General features: G+C 66.1%; 9 protein-coding genes and 1 pseudogene. 5 read left to right on the forward strand and 5 right to left on the reverse strand.

From position 1 onward, the window contains the following. Window position 1 precedes the first annotated feature (1 nt). From BUE39_RS00490 to BUE39_RS00505, 4 genes are all read right to left on the reverse strand, one after another. Complete coding sequence (locus BUE39_RS00490) at window positions 2-1,408, reverse strand: PelD GGDEF domain-containing protein (RefSeq protein WP_073426703.1); 1,407 nt, start codon at window positions 1,406-1,408, stop codon at window positions 2-4. Between the two features lie 100 nt (window positions 1,409-1,508). Continuing rightward, window positions 1,509-2,060 (reverse strand): penicillin-binding protein activator LpoB, encoded by a 552-nt coding sequence (locus BUE39_RS00495; RefSeq protein WP_073426704.1) that lies wholly within the window; start codon window positions 2,058-2,060, stop codon window positions 1,509-1,511. A gap of 81 nt (window positions 2,061-2,141) precedes the next feature. Continuing rightward, a complete protein-coding gene (locus BUE39_RS00500) occupies window positions 2,142-6,353 on the reverse strand; it encodes a tetratricopeptide repeat protein (protein ID WP_235004782.1) in 4,212 nt (1,403 codons plus the stop codon). Next, window positions 6,343-9,180, reverse strand: a complete 2,838-nt coding sequence (locus BUE39_RS00505; protein WP_412534830.1) for a polysaccharide deacetylase family protein — start codon at window positions 9,178-9,180, stop codon at window positions 6,343-6,345. The genes BUE39_RS00500 and BUE39_RS00505 overlap by 11 nt, the downstream gene beginning before the upstream one ends. A gap of 1,141 nt (window positions 9,181-10,321) precedes the next feature. On the opposite strand from BUE39_RS00505, the gene BUE39_RS00510 reads away from it, so the two are divergent. From BUE39_RS00510 to BUE39_RS00530, 5 genes are all read left to right on the forward strand, one after another. Further along, window positions 10,322-11,221, forward strand: a complete 900-nt coding sequence (locus BUE39_RS00510; protein ID WP_073426707.1) for a LysR substrate-binding domain-containing protein — start codon at window positions 10,322-10,324, stop codon at window positions 11,219-11,221. Between the two features lie 140 nt (window positions 11,222-11,361). After that, a complete protein-coding gene (locus BUE39_RS00515; RefSeq protein WP_073426708.1) occupies window positions 11,362-12,111 on the forward strand; it encodes an SDR family NAD(P)-dependent oxidoreductase in 750 nt (249 codons plus the stop codon). A 179-nt stretch (window positions 12,112-12,290) separates the two neighbouring features. Next, a complete protein-coding gene (locus BUE39_RS00520) occupies window positions 12,291-13,619 on the forward strand; it encodes an MFS transporter (protein ID WP_073426709.1) in 1,329 nt (442 codons plus the stop codon). A 36-nt stretch (window positions 13,620-13,655) separates the two neighbouring features. Beyond that, window positions 13,656-14,501 carry a transketolase gene (locus tag BUE39_RS00525; RefSeq protein ID WP_073426710.1) on the forward strand — a complete coding sequence of 282 codons (846 nt, stop codon included), beginning with the start codon at window positions 13,656-13,658 and terminating at the stop codon, window positions 14,499-14,501. Beyond that, the gene (locus tag BUE39_RS00530; RefSeq protein ID WP_073426711.1) at window positions 14,498-15,496 is read left to right on the forward strand and encodes a transketolase family protein; all 999 of its coding nucleotides are present in this window, start codon (window positions 14,498-14,500) and stop codon (window positions 15,494-15,496) included. Before BUE39_RS00525 ends, BUE39_RS00530 begins: the two co-directional genes overlap by 4 nt. Before the next feature lie 103 nt (window positions 15,497-15,599). Here the strand turns inward: BUE39_RS00530 and BUE39_RS00535 are convergent. Continuing rightward, a pseudogene (locus BUE39_RS00535) lies at window positions 15,600-17,177 on the reverse strand (methyl-accepting chemotaxis protein); the annotation flags it as partial. Window positions 17,178-17,323: the final 146 nt, after the last annotated feature.

Below are 17,323 nucleotides of genomic sequence, written 5' to 3' on the forward strand. Positions count from 1 at the left end.
GTCAGACCTCGAGACCGCTGCGCACGAGAAGGCGCTTCAGCGCCGCGCCCGGCTCGCCGCCGCCGAGATGCAGCGTATGCACGCCGATGCGCGCGCCTTCCAGATCGAGATTGAACTGCGCGCGCAGGCTCGCTTCGATCCGCGCGAGATAGCCGTCCACGCCGGTCGCATCGGTGGCGGGCATCAGGTTGATCAGCACCGAGCGCCCCGCCGCCTTCACCGGCCACATCAGATCGAGCGCGCGGCGGCGGCGCATCACATGCTCGAAGAACGAATCGCCTTCGTCGTCGTGCGGAAACACCAGCGCGACCAGCGACGAGGTAATGCCCGCCGTGCCTTCGAGGCGCGTGAGGCGGCTCACGTCGAGTGCGAATTCATACGGGCAGTCGGGCACCGCATGCAGGATCGTGCGCACCTGCCGCGAGTGTTCGACGCCGTCGGCGTAGTAGCCGAGCAGGACCAGCAGCAATTGCAGGTTGTCGAAGTTCAGCGACAGGAACGGCATGCGCCTGATCGCCAGCACGGCGAGCAGGCGCCCGTCCGCCGAGATCACCGGCGCGCACACCAGCAGGCTCGTGTGCGTGGCCGGATGCCCGCCGCTCCTGATATGCGCGACCGCTTGCGTTTCGAGCGCGCGGGCGACGAGTTCGTCGCGCGGTTCCAGTTCGAACGCATCGCCGATGCGCGCGAGCGCTTCATGCGCGAGCTTGCTCTCGTGCACCGCGTACAGCGCGGCCACTTCGATCTGACACGCCTGGGCGACGAATTCGAGCAACGCCTGCGCGCCCGGCAGCGTCCGCGCCGGCGTCATCGGCACGGCGTCGAGCCCGTGCGCGACCGACAGGCGGCGCAACTCGGTGATCGAATCGCGCAGCGTGGTCGGCTTCGACAACAGGTCCTTTTCGAGCCGCTCATGCGACAGGCGCATCAGGTAATGGCTGTTCGTGATCGCGACGAGCCGGTCGTTCAGGTAATCGTTCAACGCGTTCGCGCGCTGCGCGCGGTTGCCCCACGTATCGCCGAAATGCCCCGCGACGATGGTCTGCAACAGGCCGCCGGTGAAGAACAGCGTCGGCCATGCGTCGGCGCTGCCGCGCATCAGGACCTGCCATGCGCCGATCAGCATCGCGCACGCCAGCAGACCGAGCAGCGTGCCGTAGCGCAGCGCGACGATCAGCGGCGCGAACCACAGCCACGGAAAACCCGCGTGCAGCAGGAACGGATCGTTGCGGTCGAGCGCCCAGCTCAGGACGCCGATGGCCGCGACGAACGCGATCGTCTCGACGATGGAAAACGGCCGCGCCACCGCGGGCGCAACGAAACGCCGCAACGCGCTCAGATTGCCGAGCGGATTCGAATGGCGCGGCTTTGCCGCACTGGCGGCGGATTGCGCGGTGACGGTATTCACAGCCGACTCCTCATGACGTGTCGAGATACGGATGACAGCGTGCTTGCGCGACGCGGGACGTGACGCAAGATGTGAAGCAAAACCTGAAGCAACCCGCGCATCAACCGCGCGAGCGCAGCGGCGACAACAGGCTGCCGATCAGCGACGAAGCGACGCTCGCGAGACTCGAACGCGTCCAGCCGCTCTTCGAGCCCGTGGCGCTCCACACGACCTGGCCCGAGGCGACGTCGATCAGTTCGAAGGTGACGCCCGCCACCGGCTCGCCGTCCACGCCGACCTTGTAGCGCCACTCTTCCACCGCGCCGGTCAACACGTATTTGACGTGCTGCTCGCGCGCCCAGGCGAGTTTCTTCTCGCCGAGCTCGCGCTGCGCGGTGTCGAACATCGCGTTCGCCGACGCATCGGCGGGCGCGATCCGCACGTCCGTCAAGCCGTTCGCGCGCAGCGTGTTCGCCGCGATCGCGGCGGCGCTGCTGCCCGCGGCCGGCGTTTCGGTGAAGTTCGCCATCGACACGATCGCCACCGAGTCTTTCACGCCGAGCGCCGGCGAACCCGTTTGACGAATCGAACCGCAGGCGCCGAGCACGAGCGCGGACGCCGCCACCACCGCGGACCATTTGACGAGGCCGCGCCATCTTTTCATGTTGTTCATCGAACCACTCCTCAGTAACGTCGTTATTCATCGCAGGCGCGGTCCGCCTGCGTCGCCAATAGAACGGAAAATCGAACGGAATCAGTAGTACCAGCTATAGCGCGCGCCCAGCACCGTGACCGGCGTGCCGATCTTCGACACGCGCTGGTGTTGCAGGAACACGGCCAGGTGATCGCCGCCGAACACGGTGCCCGCGATACCCACGTTGAACTGCGGCCCCCAGCCCTGTATCGAGTCGTGCAGCAGGCCGACGTCGAAGAAAGGCCGCCAGCGGTGCGTGTACTGTTCGAGCAGATCGTTGCCCGCGCCGAGGAAGAAGCCGTATTGCGTGTAGGTATCGGGCATGAAGTCGCGCGGCGTCGCCGGTTGCAAGGCGACGGGCAACAGCCGCGTGATCAGCGCGTCGGCCTGGCCGCTCGCGCCGTAGCCGCCGTGCGTGATGAGCGCGCGCAGCGTGTAATCCGGGTACTGCGTGCGGATCCGGTAACTCACCTCGCCCGTCGACAGCACGCCGCTGCCCAGATACGTGCGCGCCTGGCTGTAGAAACGATCCGCCTCCACGCTGCCCCTGAACGTGAGGCGCTGCGTCATCCGATACGTGAGGTCGCCGATCAGGTTGTCCTTCATGCCGCCGACCAGCAGCGCCTGGGTTTCGTCGGCGACCTGGTTGCGGCCCGCGCGCAGGCCGAGCGTGAGCGCCGAGTTGCGGCCCACCTCGCCCGCCAGGTCGAGCGTATAGAACGAGGCGGAGGCGACGCGCCGGCCGCCCGTGATCGTGAACGACGTATCGCGCGTGCGCCGCTCGCCGTAGATGTTGAGCCAGCGGTCCACCGAAGGCACGTTGACGAGCTGCGTGATGTCGGTCGAATGCTGGAAATGCTGGACCGCCGTCACGCCGACGAGATAACGCTCGGCGATCTTGCGGCTGCCCGCGAGCGTGGCCTCGACGTAATCGAGCGGATGCTCGACGTAGTTGGTGACGCTCGCGTCGAGCGATTGCGGCCAGTCGAGCGCGGTCTCCGTGACCCGCGTATGCAGTTCGGTGTCCTCGGGCGCGCCGCCGAGCGCGTCGAAGGCAAGCTGCTGCGCGCGGTCGGGATGATCGACGGCGATGGTCGCGTCGATGCGGTCGTAGATCGGCAAGCGCGAGCGTTCCTGGTCGAGCAGGCGCTCCATTTCACCGACATCGTTCTCGGCCAGCGCGATGGTCAGGCGCGCGTCGGCGGGACGCGACAGGCGCTCGGCATACTGCTGCGCGAGCCAGCGCTTCGCCAGCGGATTGCTTTCGTGCGACAGCGCCCATGCGATCGCCACATCCTTCGCGACCGCGCCGCGCAAGCGTGCGTTTTGCGGCAGATCGGCGCCTTGCATCGGCGCGCCGCCCGGCAGACCCTTCACGTGGCCGATCAGCGTGCGGCGCGTTTGCGCGAGGTCGGCGGGCGTCGCGTGCGCCGACATGAGGTCGTCGAGCAACGCGGCGGAGACGTCGCCGGTGGCGAATTCCGTCGACAAGGTCACGCGCCGGCCGCGCAGATCGGCCGCCGCTTCGGCGTCTCGTGCGAGGCGGCCGCGCGTTGATGTGCTCGGTGTGTTCGGTGTGCCCGATGCGTTCGATGCGTTCGACACGCTCGATGTGCTTGATGTGCTCGGTGTGCTTGACGCGTTCGACACCTTCGACACGCTCGTTGCGTTCAATGCGCCCGACACACCCGACTCATCGCGCTCTTCCACAAGCCTGGCCTGTTCGCTCTGCAATTGCAGCCACACCTTCTTGCGGATCGTCCACGCGAGCCCCGCGTGTCCCGACTGTTCCTGGGCGTCGGCATAGGTGAGCAGCCACAGCGGATCGCGCGACATCATGCCCGCCTGGCGGCGCAGATATTCGAGCGCGGCGACCGGCCGGTTCAGGCGCATTTCGGCCGCGGCGAACGGTCCCCACAACGCCGAGCTTTGCGCGGCGCTGCCGCGCCAGCGCTTGAGCGCCGCGCGCAGGTCGGCATCGCTGCCGTAGTCGACGAGCGTCCACAGATAGGCGGCGTTCACGTCGTCGCCCGCGCCCGGCAGATCGACCGCGCGCTTCAGATCGGCGAGCGCGTTTTGCGGTTGACCGATCAGGCGATAGTATTCGGCGCGCACGCCGAGCAAGGCGGGCGACGCTTCGGCGGTTTTGCGCTCGTCGGGCGTGAGGTTCGCGAGCAGTGTGGCGATGCGGTCCAGCGCCTGGGCGTCGAGGTAGTAATAGATCGCGTCGCGCAACGCACGCGCGCTGTGCTCGCGGTGAAAACGCAATTCGGCGATGCGGCCCGCGTCGATCGGATACGGATCGTAGAAGTCCGTCATTTCGCCGAGGTCCTCGCGCGTGGCCGCGCCGCTCGCGAGCAGGTGACGATACGCTTCGTTGGCGTCGCCGTCGCGTTGCAGCAGGCGCGCGAGTTCCGCGTAGTTGCGCCAGAAGATCGGCTCGCTGTCTTTCGCGCCGGCGCGCGCGGCGCTCAACGCGGCCAGCGATGCGCGATAGTCGCCCTGCCGATACAGCACGCTCGCGGTGCGCAATGCCGCCGTTGCGTCGTTCGGATGACGCGCCTGCACCGCGCGGTAGATGGCGAGCGCCTGGTCGTCGTGGCCCGCGCGTTCGGCGAGGCCGCCTATGCGCTGATCGATCGCGTCGCCGTTCGCGCCGTTCGTATCATTCACGCCGTTCGTGCCATTCACGCCGCGCGGCAGCGAGCGCAGGAAGGCGAGACCGTCGTCGGGACGGCCGAGGCGTTCATAGGTCGCGGTGACGCTATCGACCAGCTTCATATCGCCGGGCGTGGCGCGCGCCTGATGAACCAGCGCGACCAGATACGCTTCGTCGTCGTTGAGCATCGGCGCGATGCGCAGCACGTTGCGCCAGCCGACCGGATCGTTCGACACCTGCGCGTATTCGAGCCACGACTTCAGCGCCAGCGTGGGCTCGCGGTTCCATTCGGCCACCTGCGCGAGACGCTTGACCCACAGCGCGGAACGCGGATCGCGCTGCACCTGTTGCGCGGCGATTTTCTGCGCATTCGGCAAATCGCCGGATTCGACGAACGCCTGGAATACGGTGTCGGCGATGGCGAGGGTTTGGGGGATCGCCGCGCTGGATGTGCTACCTGCGCTTGCTTTGTTGCCTGCGATTGCTGCGCTAGCTATGCTTGCTGTGTTAGCTCCGCTTGCTTTGTCGGCCAGGCTGGCCGCGTTAGTTAAGCTGGCTCCGCTAGCTGCGCTGCCTACACCCGCCACCTCCCCCACAGCCGCGACACGAACCACACCCGCCGCGCCCCGCCCCCGCACATCACCGCGCATCGCCGCGCGCAGACTCGCGAGCGCGAAGCCACCACCCTGCGCCACAGGACCATCCCGATACGCGTACTGCGCAAGCTGCTGCCGCGGCGCGAAATCCCTCGCCCCATCGCGCGGCCCGAGCGACGCATAACGCGCCAGCATCTTCGCGTAGCGATCGACGGCTTGCGGACGATTCGCCGCGCGCGCCAGATTCAGCAACACCACCAGCGTGGCCGGGTCGTCGGCGAGCCTGGCGCCATGCGCGTCCGCCGCCGCGAGCGCTTCGTCCAGCAGATTGCCCGACTGCAATGCGCGCACGCCGGCCACGAAACAACGGCGCTGCTCGTCGCGCGTGCGCGCCGCCGCTTGCTCACGGAACCAGGCGTCCGCGGCCGCGCGATAGTCGCCCACTTGCAGCGCGTAACGCGTGATCTGCGTGTCCCACTTCGCGCGGCCATCGGGATCGTGCGCCGACAGCCGCGCGTAAAGCTGCATCGCGAGATCGGGCAAGCCGACGCCGGCCGCGCGCTGCGCGAGCCATTCGAGATCCTTCGGCGCCCATTGCAGCCTGGCCGCCTCTTGCAGATGCGCGCGCAGATCGTTCAACTCGCGGGCGCGCCGCGGATCGTCCTCGGCGATCGCAAAGGTGCGCTGCTCGGCCGCCGAAAGACGCAGCATGGTCGCGCCGCGGCGCATGTCGTCGGTGCCGAGCGCATCCATGCGCGCGGCGATCCGCTCGGTGTCGGCGGTGCGGCCCAGATACGAATACTGCGCGCCGAGCAGGGACAGGAACTCTTCGTTGTCGGGCCGCACTTTCGACCAGGCTTCCAGATACGCGACGCTCAATTCGCTGGGCGCGCCGACCGACGCCACGCGCTGGCGCAAGCCGCCGCGCGGCGACACGCCGTAGATCGTCAGCAGCACGACGCCCGCCAGCAAACAGACGAGCCAGGTCGGTGCGATACGGGGACGTTTAGCGCTCACAGGCAATCTCGACGGGCTGATAGTTCACCTGCAAACCGGCGGAGGCCGGCGTATCGAAGCGCACGCCCGCGCCGTCGCGCGGGGTGGCGACCGCGTGTCCCGCGACGCTCACGCTGCAACCGCGCGCGTTGGCGAGCCTGACGAACGGCTGGTAGTAGCCGCCGAATTCGAACGACATGCCGTTGGCGTTGCGCCTGAAATTGCGCACGAAACCGTTGGCTTCGGCGATGTAGGGCAACGCGCCCGCCTTCGCATCGGCCGGCTTGAACGACACGCGCGCCGCGCCGTCCGCGATGTGGATATAGGTGCCGTCCGGACCCGCCGAATAGCCGGTGACGCCGGCCGACGCGCGCAGATCCGGCGCGCTCGACAGCGGCCAGTGCAGCTCGCGCACCTCGCCGTTGCCGCGCACGATCCAGTCGCCGCCCGCAGGCTTGCCGGCATCTGCGTTTGCATCTGCATCGGTCTCGCCACGCACCGCGCGCGCGACCGCGAACGAACGCCAGTCGAGCACCTTCTGCGTGTAGTCGGTCATCTGCACGGGCAGCACGGCTTGCTTGAGCACCGCCGTGAAGATCTGATCGAGCGCGCGCAGCGAGGCGACTTTCGTGCCGCTGTACATGTGGTAATACAGATCGATCGGCTTGAAGCGCAACGGCTTGTCCGTCATGTCGAAGGTTTCGAGCACGCGCGTGAAGCCGTAGAACGGGCCGAGCCAGTCGTTCGTGTAGACGTTCTCGTCCTGATTCGGCGCATACACCTGGTACGCGCCCGGCCCCTTGTCGACGCCGATCGGCGCGATGTTGGTCCAACTGCTCGCGCTCTTCGTGATGACGGTGTCGCCGCCGTTCACGTTCGCGACGCCCGCCGCATACACCTTGCGCACGACGAGCGCGGGCGGCTTGCAGTTGCCCGGCCATTGCAGGATGGCCGTCTTCTTGCCCGGCGGCGCGAGGCGCGTGTTGATGTAATCGATCGAGCCCGTCACTTCGCGGTCGATGTCGAACGTGTAGTTCGGAATGACCAGCGAAAACGCGGTGTCTCCGCCGCCGCGGTCCACGCGCTCGCCGGTCTTCGCGTCCACGCTGCCCCAGTCGAACGGATGCGAGTACGTGTGCGTGCCGATCGCGACATACGGCAGCGCGAACATCTTGCGCGCGATCTCTTCCAGACGCGGCGAGATCTTCGGATAGAGGCCGGTCGGCCCCACTTCACCCTCGATCACCGAGAGCGTCATCGGCACCTTGTAGCGCGTGAAAATCTGCTGATACAGCGCTTCGCCCGAGTAGTCCGCGCCGGGAAATTCGGCGCGCGACGCGAACCCGTCGCCGTCGACGTGCGACATGAAAAGACGCCGCCCGTTCTCCGTCGTCACGCTCGGCGACGGCATGCGCTGCAGGCGCAACGCGGCGGTGAGAAACGAGATCGGTTGAATCGCCCAGCGTTCCTGGTCGATGCCGTTGAGCGAGACGACCGTGTACGGGCTCATCGCGAAGCCGCCCCACGGCGTGATCGCGATCGGGTCGAGGGTCGCCTGGCCGCTCGTCACGCGCAGCAGCGGCCGGCTCGCCGCGCCGACCCGCACGCCCGTCAGATCGCGTGGGCCGAGCTTCGGATCGATCTCGAAGCCGACCATCGGATCGCGCGAGACCACCTCCACCTTGTCGCTGAACGGACCCGGCACCGCTTGCAGATCGAGCGCGCGTCCTTCGTCCTCGGCCGCGTCGAAACCGAACTGGCCGAGAAACGCGACGGGCACGTGCGACGCGATGCGCGCATCCACCCATGCGCGCCACACCGCGCTGTCCTGCGTGCCGCTGCCCTGCAACCACGCGACGACGCCGGCATAACGGTCGGGCGTGATGTCGCCGGGGAGCGTGTCGTTGACGTTCGCGTACTCGACGTCGTAGCCGAGATAGTTCAGCGGGGTCGCCAGATCGCGCACGCCGGGGGTTTCGTCGAGCAGCAGATCGTCGCCCGTGTCCTGCACGACGAGCACCTTGCGCGGCAGCACCTCGATCGCGCCGATGCCGACCACGCCGCGCGCCACGTCGGTCACGTAGGGCGTGACGCCGGTCGCCGCCACCTGCGCGGCCGTGTTGCGGGCGCAGGCGCGATCGTCCGCGGGGCAGTATTCGATCGACACCACCGGCACGCCGGTCTGCTGCATGAATGCTTGCGCGCCGGCGACGCGCGCCGCGCGCTCGTCCGCGGACACGACGGTCTGCAACGCGCCGTTCGCGCTCACGCCGCTGACGAGCGACGGACCGGCCACCGCGTACAGCGCGTTGGCATGCGGCATCGCGAGTTGCAGCGCGTCGGCGCCGCCGATCACGAGGCGCGCGTCGGGATGCGCCGCGCGTATCGCGTCGATGGCGGCAATGGCGTTCGGCGTGTCGAGCAGGAAGCCGCGAAAACCGCGCTGCCACAGCGGCTCGATCTGGCTCGCGACGAAGGCGGCCGGCGTGCCTGCGGCGGCATCCGCATGCGTGCGCGCGAGCCATGCGGTATGGCGCAACGGATGCGCGGACGGATCGAAACCGTGCGCGGGATCGACGACAACGGCGTCGAAGGCCTGCAACAGATCGACCGGCACGTTGGCGCCGTCGAAGAATGCGAGGTTGACGGACGGCGCGCGATGCGGTTCGGTCGCTTGCGGTTGCGGTTGCGGTTGCGGTTGCGGTTGCGGTTGCGGTTGCGGTTGCGGTTGCGGTTGCGCGGACAACGGCGCGGATTGCGGCTGCGGCTGCGCTTGTGCCGGCTGAGCGATCGCATTCGCGCCGCCCAAAGCGAGCACCGCGACAACCGCGCGGCTCAAGGCGCGCATCACGAAGCGTGGACGGGCCGTTTTCCGCTCTTGCCGCTCTTGCCGCTCTTGCCGCTCTTGCCGCGACGGCCCCGACATGTTCCGAGATGCATCGCAAAGCGCCGGCCGTGCTTCGAATATCGTTTGAATCCCCAAGGTCATGTGATTTCTTCTTCGGTTTTATTGCTTTTACCGATCCGCGTCGAACACGGCCGCCATCGCCCATCTACCCGTTAATGAGCGCCTTTCGTCCAGGCAGCGCATTCTAATAGCTCTTTTTTTCAAGCGCACCACTATTCTGTGGTTGAAAGCATGCCGTTGAGATCGTCAAAACCAGGCAAACTTTAATAACCTGCTGGCTATTTCCAGCAAACAGAACCTCGCAAACGTTTTACCGTTGCGAGCGGCAATGTTTAAGCAAGCCATGGATTTGACAAAAGTTAACGGAGCTGAAAGCATTTGAAATTTTTGGCGGGCGGTCGTGCAAAGCGTGCGGTGCGCAATCCAATTGCAAGGTTCGCGGATCGGCGAAAAAACGTGCATAAAAGCGAAACTCCCGCCGCCTGGGTGGGGCCGTTGACGGCACTTTCCGTCGCCTAGCAAGAGCGAAGCGCGGTGGGCTGTGGCTCGGCTATTCTTACCTCCCTCTATCGAGCAGAATCGTTTTCAGGCAATAATTGCCTGAAACCTGGACAATAAAGCGCGATTTTCCGTAGGCTCTAATGAGACATGGCGCGAGCCGATCGCCCCAATACTTTCTGATCCGCGTTCCTTCTAAAAGCTTTCCGCTTCATAAATTAATTTTGTTTTCGCGCACTGCGCCGGATCGCTTCGCTCTGCCCTTGGACTTCGCAAATTCTGGTGTTTTTCGAATGACGCGATAAAGTCCAAAAAACCTGATTACGGGGATAAACGTTAAATTTTGGCGGGATTTTCGCCGCTCCTCGGCCGACCGGCCAAACATAATAAAAAACCCGCAAAACGTTTGCGGGATTCCAAAACCAGCCCATCGTCATGCGATCGGACCACGCGAGCGGCACTAGCGGTTCGCGCCTCGGGCAAACTCGCCCCGCATCGATCGCGCTTCGGGAGCGAAAAACGGATAATGCATGTCAAGCCGCTTTCATTCGCCTGCCCTTCACCCGCAACCGAAAAATTCCCCATGCGTATCCCACCGCTCAAGGCGATCATCGCGTTCGAAAGCGTGGCCCGAACCAAAAGCGTGAATCGCGCGGCCGAGGAACTGGGCCTGACCGCTTCGGCGGTGAGCCATCAACTCAGCAATCTGGAGTCGATCATCGGCCAGCCGCTGTTTCAGCGGTCCGGGCGCGGCCTCGTGCTCACGCCGACCGGCGAGCGCTATCTCTCCGACGTAACGGGATCGCTGGCCGATCTCAGCCGCGCGACCGAACGTGCGTCCAGCCGCCAGGAAGTGGACATCCTGCGCGTGCATTCGAGCCCGAGCTTCGGCCTCATGTGGCTGCTTCCGCGGCTGTCGTCCTTTCAGGAGGCGAACGGCGACATCCAGCTCAATCTGGCCTGCTCGTACGAGAACGTGTCTTTCTCGAATGGCTACTACGACATCGACATCCGTCACGGCTATGGCAACTGGAGCAATCTGGAAGTGAAAACCATCCGGGGCGAGTTCATTGCCCCGCTGGCCGCGCCGAAGTATCTCGAACGGCATCCCGTGAACACGCCGGCGGATCTGCTGGCGCATCGTCTGATCTATTCGGAAACGCCGCTCGTCCAGTGGAAGCAATGGTTCGGCAGAACGGGCGTGTCCGCGCCTCAAAAGACGTTCGATTTTTCTTTCGACCGCTCGTACATGTCGATCGAAACGGCGGCGCTCGGCCTCGGCATCGCGCTCGAAAGCCTCATGCTCGCGTCGGTGAAAATCAGGGACGGCCTGCTCGTCCCAGTGTTCGACGATAGCTGCGCGGTCGAGGTCGGCGCGCACCACCTGGTTTACCCGAAGCAGAACGCGGAACTGCCGCGCGTCGAACGGTTTCTTGCGTGGATGGAGCGCGAGGCCGCCGCCTCTTCCGCGGCTCGGCGATAGTCGGAGCGCTTCGCGCCCGCCACAGTCGACACACCTGAATACCTGAATTTTTCTCAGCCATTGTTGAGCGTTTCCGCGTTGATGCCGCCGGCCCGCGAGCCGACACTTCAGGCATCAAATCAACACTCAGGAGACAAGCGATGTTGCTGGAGAACAAAATCATCATGGTGACGGGCGCGGCATCGCCCCGCGGTATCGGCAAGGCAACCGCGAAAGCGCTTGCCGCCCAGGGGGCGCAGGTGGTGATCCTCGATCTGCGCGAGGAGGACGCGCAGGCGGCGGCCGCCGACCTCGGCACGCAACACCTCGGACTCGCGTGCGACGTGACCGACAAGACCGCCTGCGTCGCGGCCGCGCGCGCCACGCTGGAGCGCTATGGCCGGATCGACGGGCTCGTCAACAATGCCGGCATCACGCAGCCGGTTCGCACGCTGGAGATCGGCGGCAAGGACTTCGACGCGATCGTCGACGTCAATCTGCGCGGCACGCTCTATATGTCGCAAGCCGTGATTCCCGCGATGAAGGAGCAGAACGGCGGCAGCATCGTCTGCATGTCGTCGGTGTCGGCGCAGCGCGGCGGCGGCATCTTCGGCGGCCCGCACTACAGCGCCGCGAAGGCCGGCGTCCTCGGACTCGCCAAGGCGATGGCGCGCGAGTTCGGTCCGAACCGCATTCGCGTCAATTCCATCACGCCGGGTCTGATTCAGACCGACATCACGGGCGACAAGCTCACGCCGGAGAGGCGCGTCGAGATCATCAAGGGCATTCCGCTCGGACGCCTCGGCGACGCCGCCGATGTCGCGAACGCTTGCCTGTTTCTGGTGAGCGACCTGTCGAGTTACCTGACGGGTGTCACACTCGATGTGAACGGCGGCATGCTGATTCACTAAATCACTAAATAGCGCCGCGTTTTTGCGCGGCTTGGGTTCGCGTGCACCTGGGACAACCCGGGGCCGTGGCAGCTTGGCATGGGATCGGAGTAAGCGCTGAAGCGCCAACTCTGGTCGACCGCGAAGCATGGGACCAGAGTAAGCGCTAAAGCGCCAACTCCGATCGACAGGAGACAACCATGAAATCCAGATACAGCGCGCCGCCCGTCACGGGCGATGCGATTTCCCGTAGCGACTCGCCGACGTTCGAAGCCAAAACCTACGCCAAGGTCAGCCGCCGGCTCATTCCGTTTCTGATGCTGTGCTATCTCGGCGCCTACCTCGATCGCGTCAACGTCGGCTTCGCGAAGCTGCAAATGCTGAGCGACCTGCGCTTCAGCGAAACGGTGTACGGCATGGGCGCCGGCATCTTCTTTCTCGGGTACTTCCTCTTCGAGGTGCCGAGCAATCTGATTCTTCACAAGGTCGGCGCGCGCCGCTGGCTCGCCCGCATCATGCTCACGTGGGCGGTGATTTCAGCGAGCTTCGTGTTCGTCAAATCGCCAACCGTCTTCTACGTGCTGCGCTTTCTTCTCGGCGTCGCCGAAGCGGGCTTCGCGCCCGGCGTCATCCTCTATATGACGTACTGGTTTCCCTCCGCGCGCCGCGCGAAAGCACTGTCGCTGTTCTTCATGGCGATTCCGCTCGCGGGCATCATCGGCGGCCCGCTGTCGGGCCTGATCATGCACTCGCTGCAAGGCGTCTATTCGATGGCGGGCTGGAAGTGGCTGTTCCTGCTCGAAGCACTGCCGTCGCTGGTACTCGGCGTGGCGATCCTGCTGTATCTCGACGACGGCATCGCCCACGCGAAATGGCTCACCGATACCGAGAAGGCGCTGCTCGCGCGCAATGTCGCCGGCGACAACGCGCACAAGACCGCGCATCTGTCGATCAAGGCCTTCATCGGCGACCGACGTTTGTGGCTGATGGCGGCGATCTACTTCTGCGTCGTGCTCGGTCAGTACGGACTGACGTTCTGGCTGCCCACCATCATTCGCAAGTCCGGCGTCGCGGACCCGCTGTGGGTCGGCATCTTCACCGCGATTCCGTATCTGTGCGCGATCGTCGCGCTGCCGCTGGTCGGCATGAGCGCGGACCGCTTTCACGAGCGCCGCCTGCATCTGGCGATTCCGATGCTGATCGCCGCCGCGGGTTTCGCCACGCTGCCGCTGCTCGGCAGTGTCGCGGCGTCGATCGTCTGCCTGAGCATCGCCGCGGCCGGCATCCTCGCGTCGTCGTCGCAGTTCTGGTCCCTGCCGACCGCGCTCCTCGGCGGCATCTCCGCCGCGGCGGGCATCGCGGCCGTGAACTGCTTCGCCAATCTGGCCGGGTTCTTCTCGCCCGCGATCGTCGGCTGGCTCAACGATCTGACGGGCAAGTCCACCGCCGGCCTCATCTTCATCTCGATCGCGGTGACGCTGGGCGCCCTGCTCGTGTTCCTCGTGCCGGCCAGGTCCGTCAACCGCTGAACGACCGGACATCTCTCGATATCAAAGGAGTCGTACATGGACAACGCAACCCTTACCGAGGACGCCACGCTCGCCGAGCGCGCGTACCGGATTCGCAGAAACGCGCTGCTGATGGGTGAAGTACAGGGCCAGGGCTATATCGGCCAGGCACTCGACATCGCGGACGTGCTGGCTGTCGCCTATTTCGGCGCGATGCGCTACCGCGCCGACGATCCCGCATGGGACGAACGCGACCGCTTCCTGCTGTCGAACGGGCATTACGCGATTGCGCTCTACGCCGCGCTCTTCGAAGCCGGCATTCTGCCCGCCGACGAACTCGAAACCTACGGCAGCGACGACAGCCGTCTGCCGATGTCGGGCATGGCGAGCTACACGCCCGGCATGGAAATGTCCGGCGGCTCGCTCGGCCAGGGCCTGACGATCGCGGTGGGCCGCTGCCTCGGTCTGAAGCATCGGGGCTCGGATGCGTTCGTCTACACGCTCTTCTCCGACGGCGAACTCGACGAAGGCGCGATCTGGGAAGGGCTGATGTCCGCCGCGCACTGGAAGCTCGACAACCTCATCGCCATCGTCGATGTGAACAACCAGCAGGCCGACGGCCCCTCGACGCAGGTCATGGCGTTCGAGCCGCTGGTCGACAAGCTCGAAGCGTTCGGCTGGTACACGCAGCGCGTGAACGGCAACGACATCGACGCAGTGAAGCGCGCGTTCGATAACGCCCGCCGTCACGACAAGCCGCAACCGCGCATCATCGTCTGCGATACGAAGATGGGCTGCGGCGTGCCGTTCCTCGAGGAACGCGAGAAGAACCATTTCATCCGCGTCGATGCGCACGAGTGGCAACTCGCGCTCGACGCACTCGAAGCCGGGAGACAAGCATGAGCACGATCCAGAACAAGCCGCGCCTGAAAACCTCCGCGATGATCGCGTCGATCGCGGGCGAAGGCCAGCTCACGCGCTCCGCTCCGTTCGGCCATGCGCTCGCCGAACTGGCGCGCACCAGAACGAACGTGATCGGCATGACGGCCGACCTCGGCAAGTACACCGACCTGCACATCTTCGCGAAGGAATTTCCGGCGCGCTACTACCAGATGGGCATGGCCGAGCAGTTGCTGATGGGCGCGGCGGCCGGCTTCGCGCATGAAGGCGCGCAACCGTTCGTCACGACGTATGCGGTGTTCGCGACGCGCCGCGCGTATGACTTCATCCATCAGGCGATCGCCGAGGACAACCTCGACGTGAAGATCGTCTGCGCGCTGCCGGGGCTCACGACAGGCTACGGCCCGAGCCACCAGGCCGCCGAGGACCTCGCGCTGATGCGCGCGATGCCGAACATGACCGTGATCGATCCGTGCGACGCGCTCGACATCGAGCAGATGGTGCCGGCGATCGCCGCGCACGACGGCCCCGTCTATGCGCGCCTGTTGCGCGGCAACGTGCCCGCCGTGCTCGACGAATACGACTATCGCTTCGAACTCGGCAAGGCGAAGCTGCTGCGCGACGGCAACGACGTGCTGCTGATCTCGTCCGGGATCATGACCATGCGCTCGCTGGAAGTCGCGAAGGCGCTCGAAGCGGACAACGTCGGCGTGGGCGTGCTGCACGTGCCGACCATCAAGCCGCTCGATACGGCGACGATCCTGCACGAAGCGAAACGCACGGGCCGCATGGTGGTCGTGGCCGAAAACCACACGGTGATCGGCGGGCTCGGCGAAGCCGTGGCGGGCACGCTGCTCGGCGCGGGCGTCACGCCCGCGTTCCGGCAGATCGCGCTGCCGGACGCGTTCCTCGCCGCCGGCGCGCTGCCCACGCTGCACGACCGCTATGGCATCTCGACCGGCACGATGGCCGCCACGATCAAAACGTGGCTGGCCTGAGCGAGCGAATCGCGGCGGGGGTCTCGCGCCGATGTCCATGACGGGCGCGAGCGAACCACGGCACGGTTCGCCGCCCCTCTCGCGACTTACGCGCCGGGCCTCACGCGCGCGCGCCGTCGAGACGGAAGAACGCCACCGCCTCGGTCAACTGGCGGCCCTGGTCCTCCAGCGAGGTCGACGCGGCCGCCGCTTCCTCGACGAGCGCGGCGTTCTGCTGCGTGACCGTGTCCATCTGCGTGATCGCCACGTTGACCTGCTCGATGCCGCGGCTTTGCTCGCCCGAGGCCGCGGCGATCTCGCCCATGATGTCGGTCACGCGCGCCACCGCCTGCGTGACTTCGGCCATCGTCTTGCCCGCCTCGCCCGCGAGCGTCGAGCCGTTGTGAATCTTCTGCACCGAGGCGTTGATCAGATCCTTGATCTCCTTGGCCGCGCTCGACGAACGCTGCGCGAGGCTTCTGACCTCGCTCGCCACCACCGCGAAGCCGCGGCCCTGCTCGCCGGCACGCGCGGCTTCCACCGCCGCGTTGAGCGCGAGGATGTTGGTCTGGAACGCGATGCCTTCGATGATCCCGGTGATATCCGCGACCTTGGTCGAACTCTCGCTGATGTCGGTCATCGTCTCCACGACCTGTCCGACCACGGCGCTGCCTTTCAGGGCGACTTCCGAGGCATTGGCGGCGAGCGTGCTCGCCTGCTGCGCGTTCTCCGCGTTCTGCTTCACCGTGGACGTGAGCTCTTCCATGCTCGACGCGGTTTCCTGCAGCGACGACGCCTGCTGTTCGGTGCGCGACGACAGGTCCTGGTTGCCCGAGGCGATCTGGCTGGACCCGGTGGCGATATTGTCCGCCGAGGTCCGCACCTGGGCGATCAGCTTCACGAGGCTCGCCTGCATCTCGCCCATCGAGGCGAGCACGCTGCCGCGCGGCGCGGCCTGCGCGCCCGGCACGGAGCCGAGATCGCCGCCGGCCACGCGCCGGGTCACCTCGCCCAGCGCAGCCGGCTCCGCGCCCAGTGCGCGCGTCACGCTACGGGTAATCAGGAATGCCGCGACGAGCGCCGCGCCGATTGCCGCGAGGCAGATGCCGATCAGCAGCATGCGCTGCGTCGCGTAGTGTTGGGCCGACACCTGCATCAGGGCCTGGGCCCGGTTGCGGGTGAATTCGCTATACGTATTGGTCGCCTTGACGAGCGCCGCGAGCAGCGGACGGCATTGCTCGTTCATCATGGCGATCGCCTCCTCGTGCCGCTTGTTCAACGCGGCGTCGACGATCGCGAGCGCGACCGGCCCGTACTGGGCCTCGACCCGGTCGATGTCGGCCACCAGGGCTCGCGCCGCCTCGTTCGCATCGCCGGCGTTCGCGATCATCTCCTTGAGTCGCTTGAGCCGAGCCTGCACGTCCGCGTGCGCCTGGTTCACGGCGGCCTTTTCGATTTCCAGATCCGCCGGCTTGGTCACGAGCACCAGATTGCGCGCGGCGATCGCACGCCGGTCGACCGCGGTGCGCACCTTCGCGGCCACCTCCGCGCGGGCGCTAATGCCGCTCACGTAATCCGAGAAGCGCTCGTTCGCATCGTTCAATGCAACGAGCGCGAGCACCGATACCCCCAGCACCATCGCCGCTAGCACGCTGAACGCCGTCGTGAGCTTCGCCCGTACGGTCATCTGTCTGGAATTCATGCTTCATACCTCCACCGTTCGCCGGTTTCGTCATATTCGCCGCCCTGCGCGGCCATCACCTGCTGCCCTGGTGCTTGTTGCTATGTCGGCTGCATCACGACGGTCCTTGAATGCCGATGCGCCCGCCAATCGTTTGCGTCAGGGTT

The organism is Paraburkholderia terricola, assembly GCF_900142195.1.
GTDB lineage: Bacteria > Pseudomonadota > Gammaproteobacteria > Burkholderiales > Burkholderiaceae > Paraburkholderia > Paraburkholderia terricola.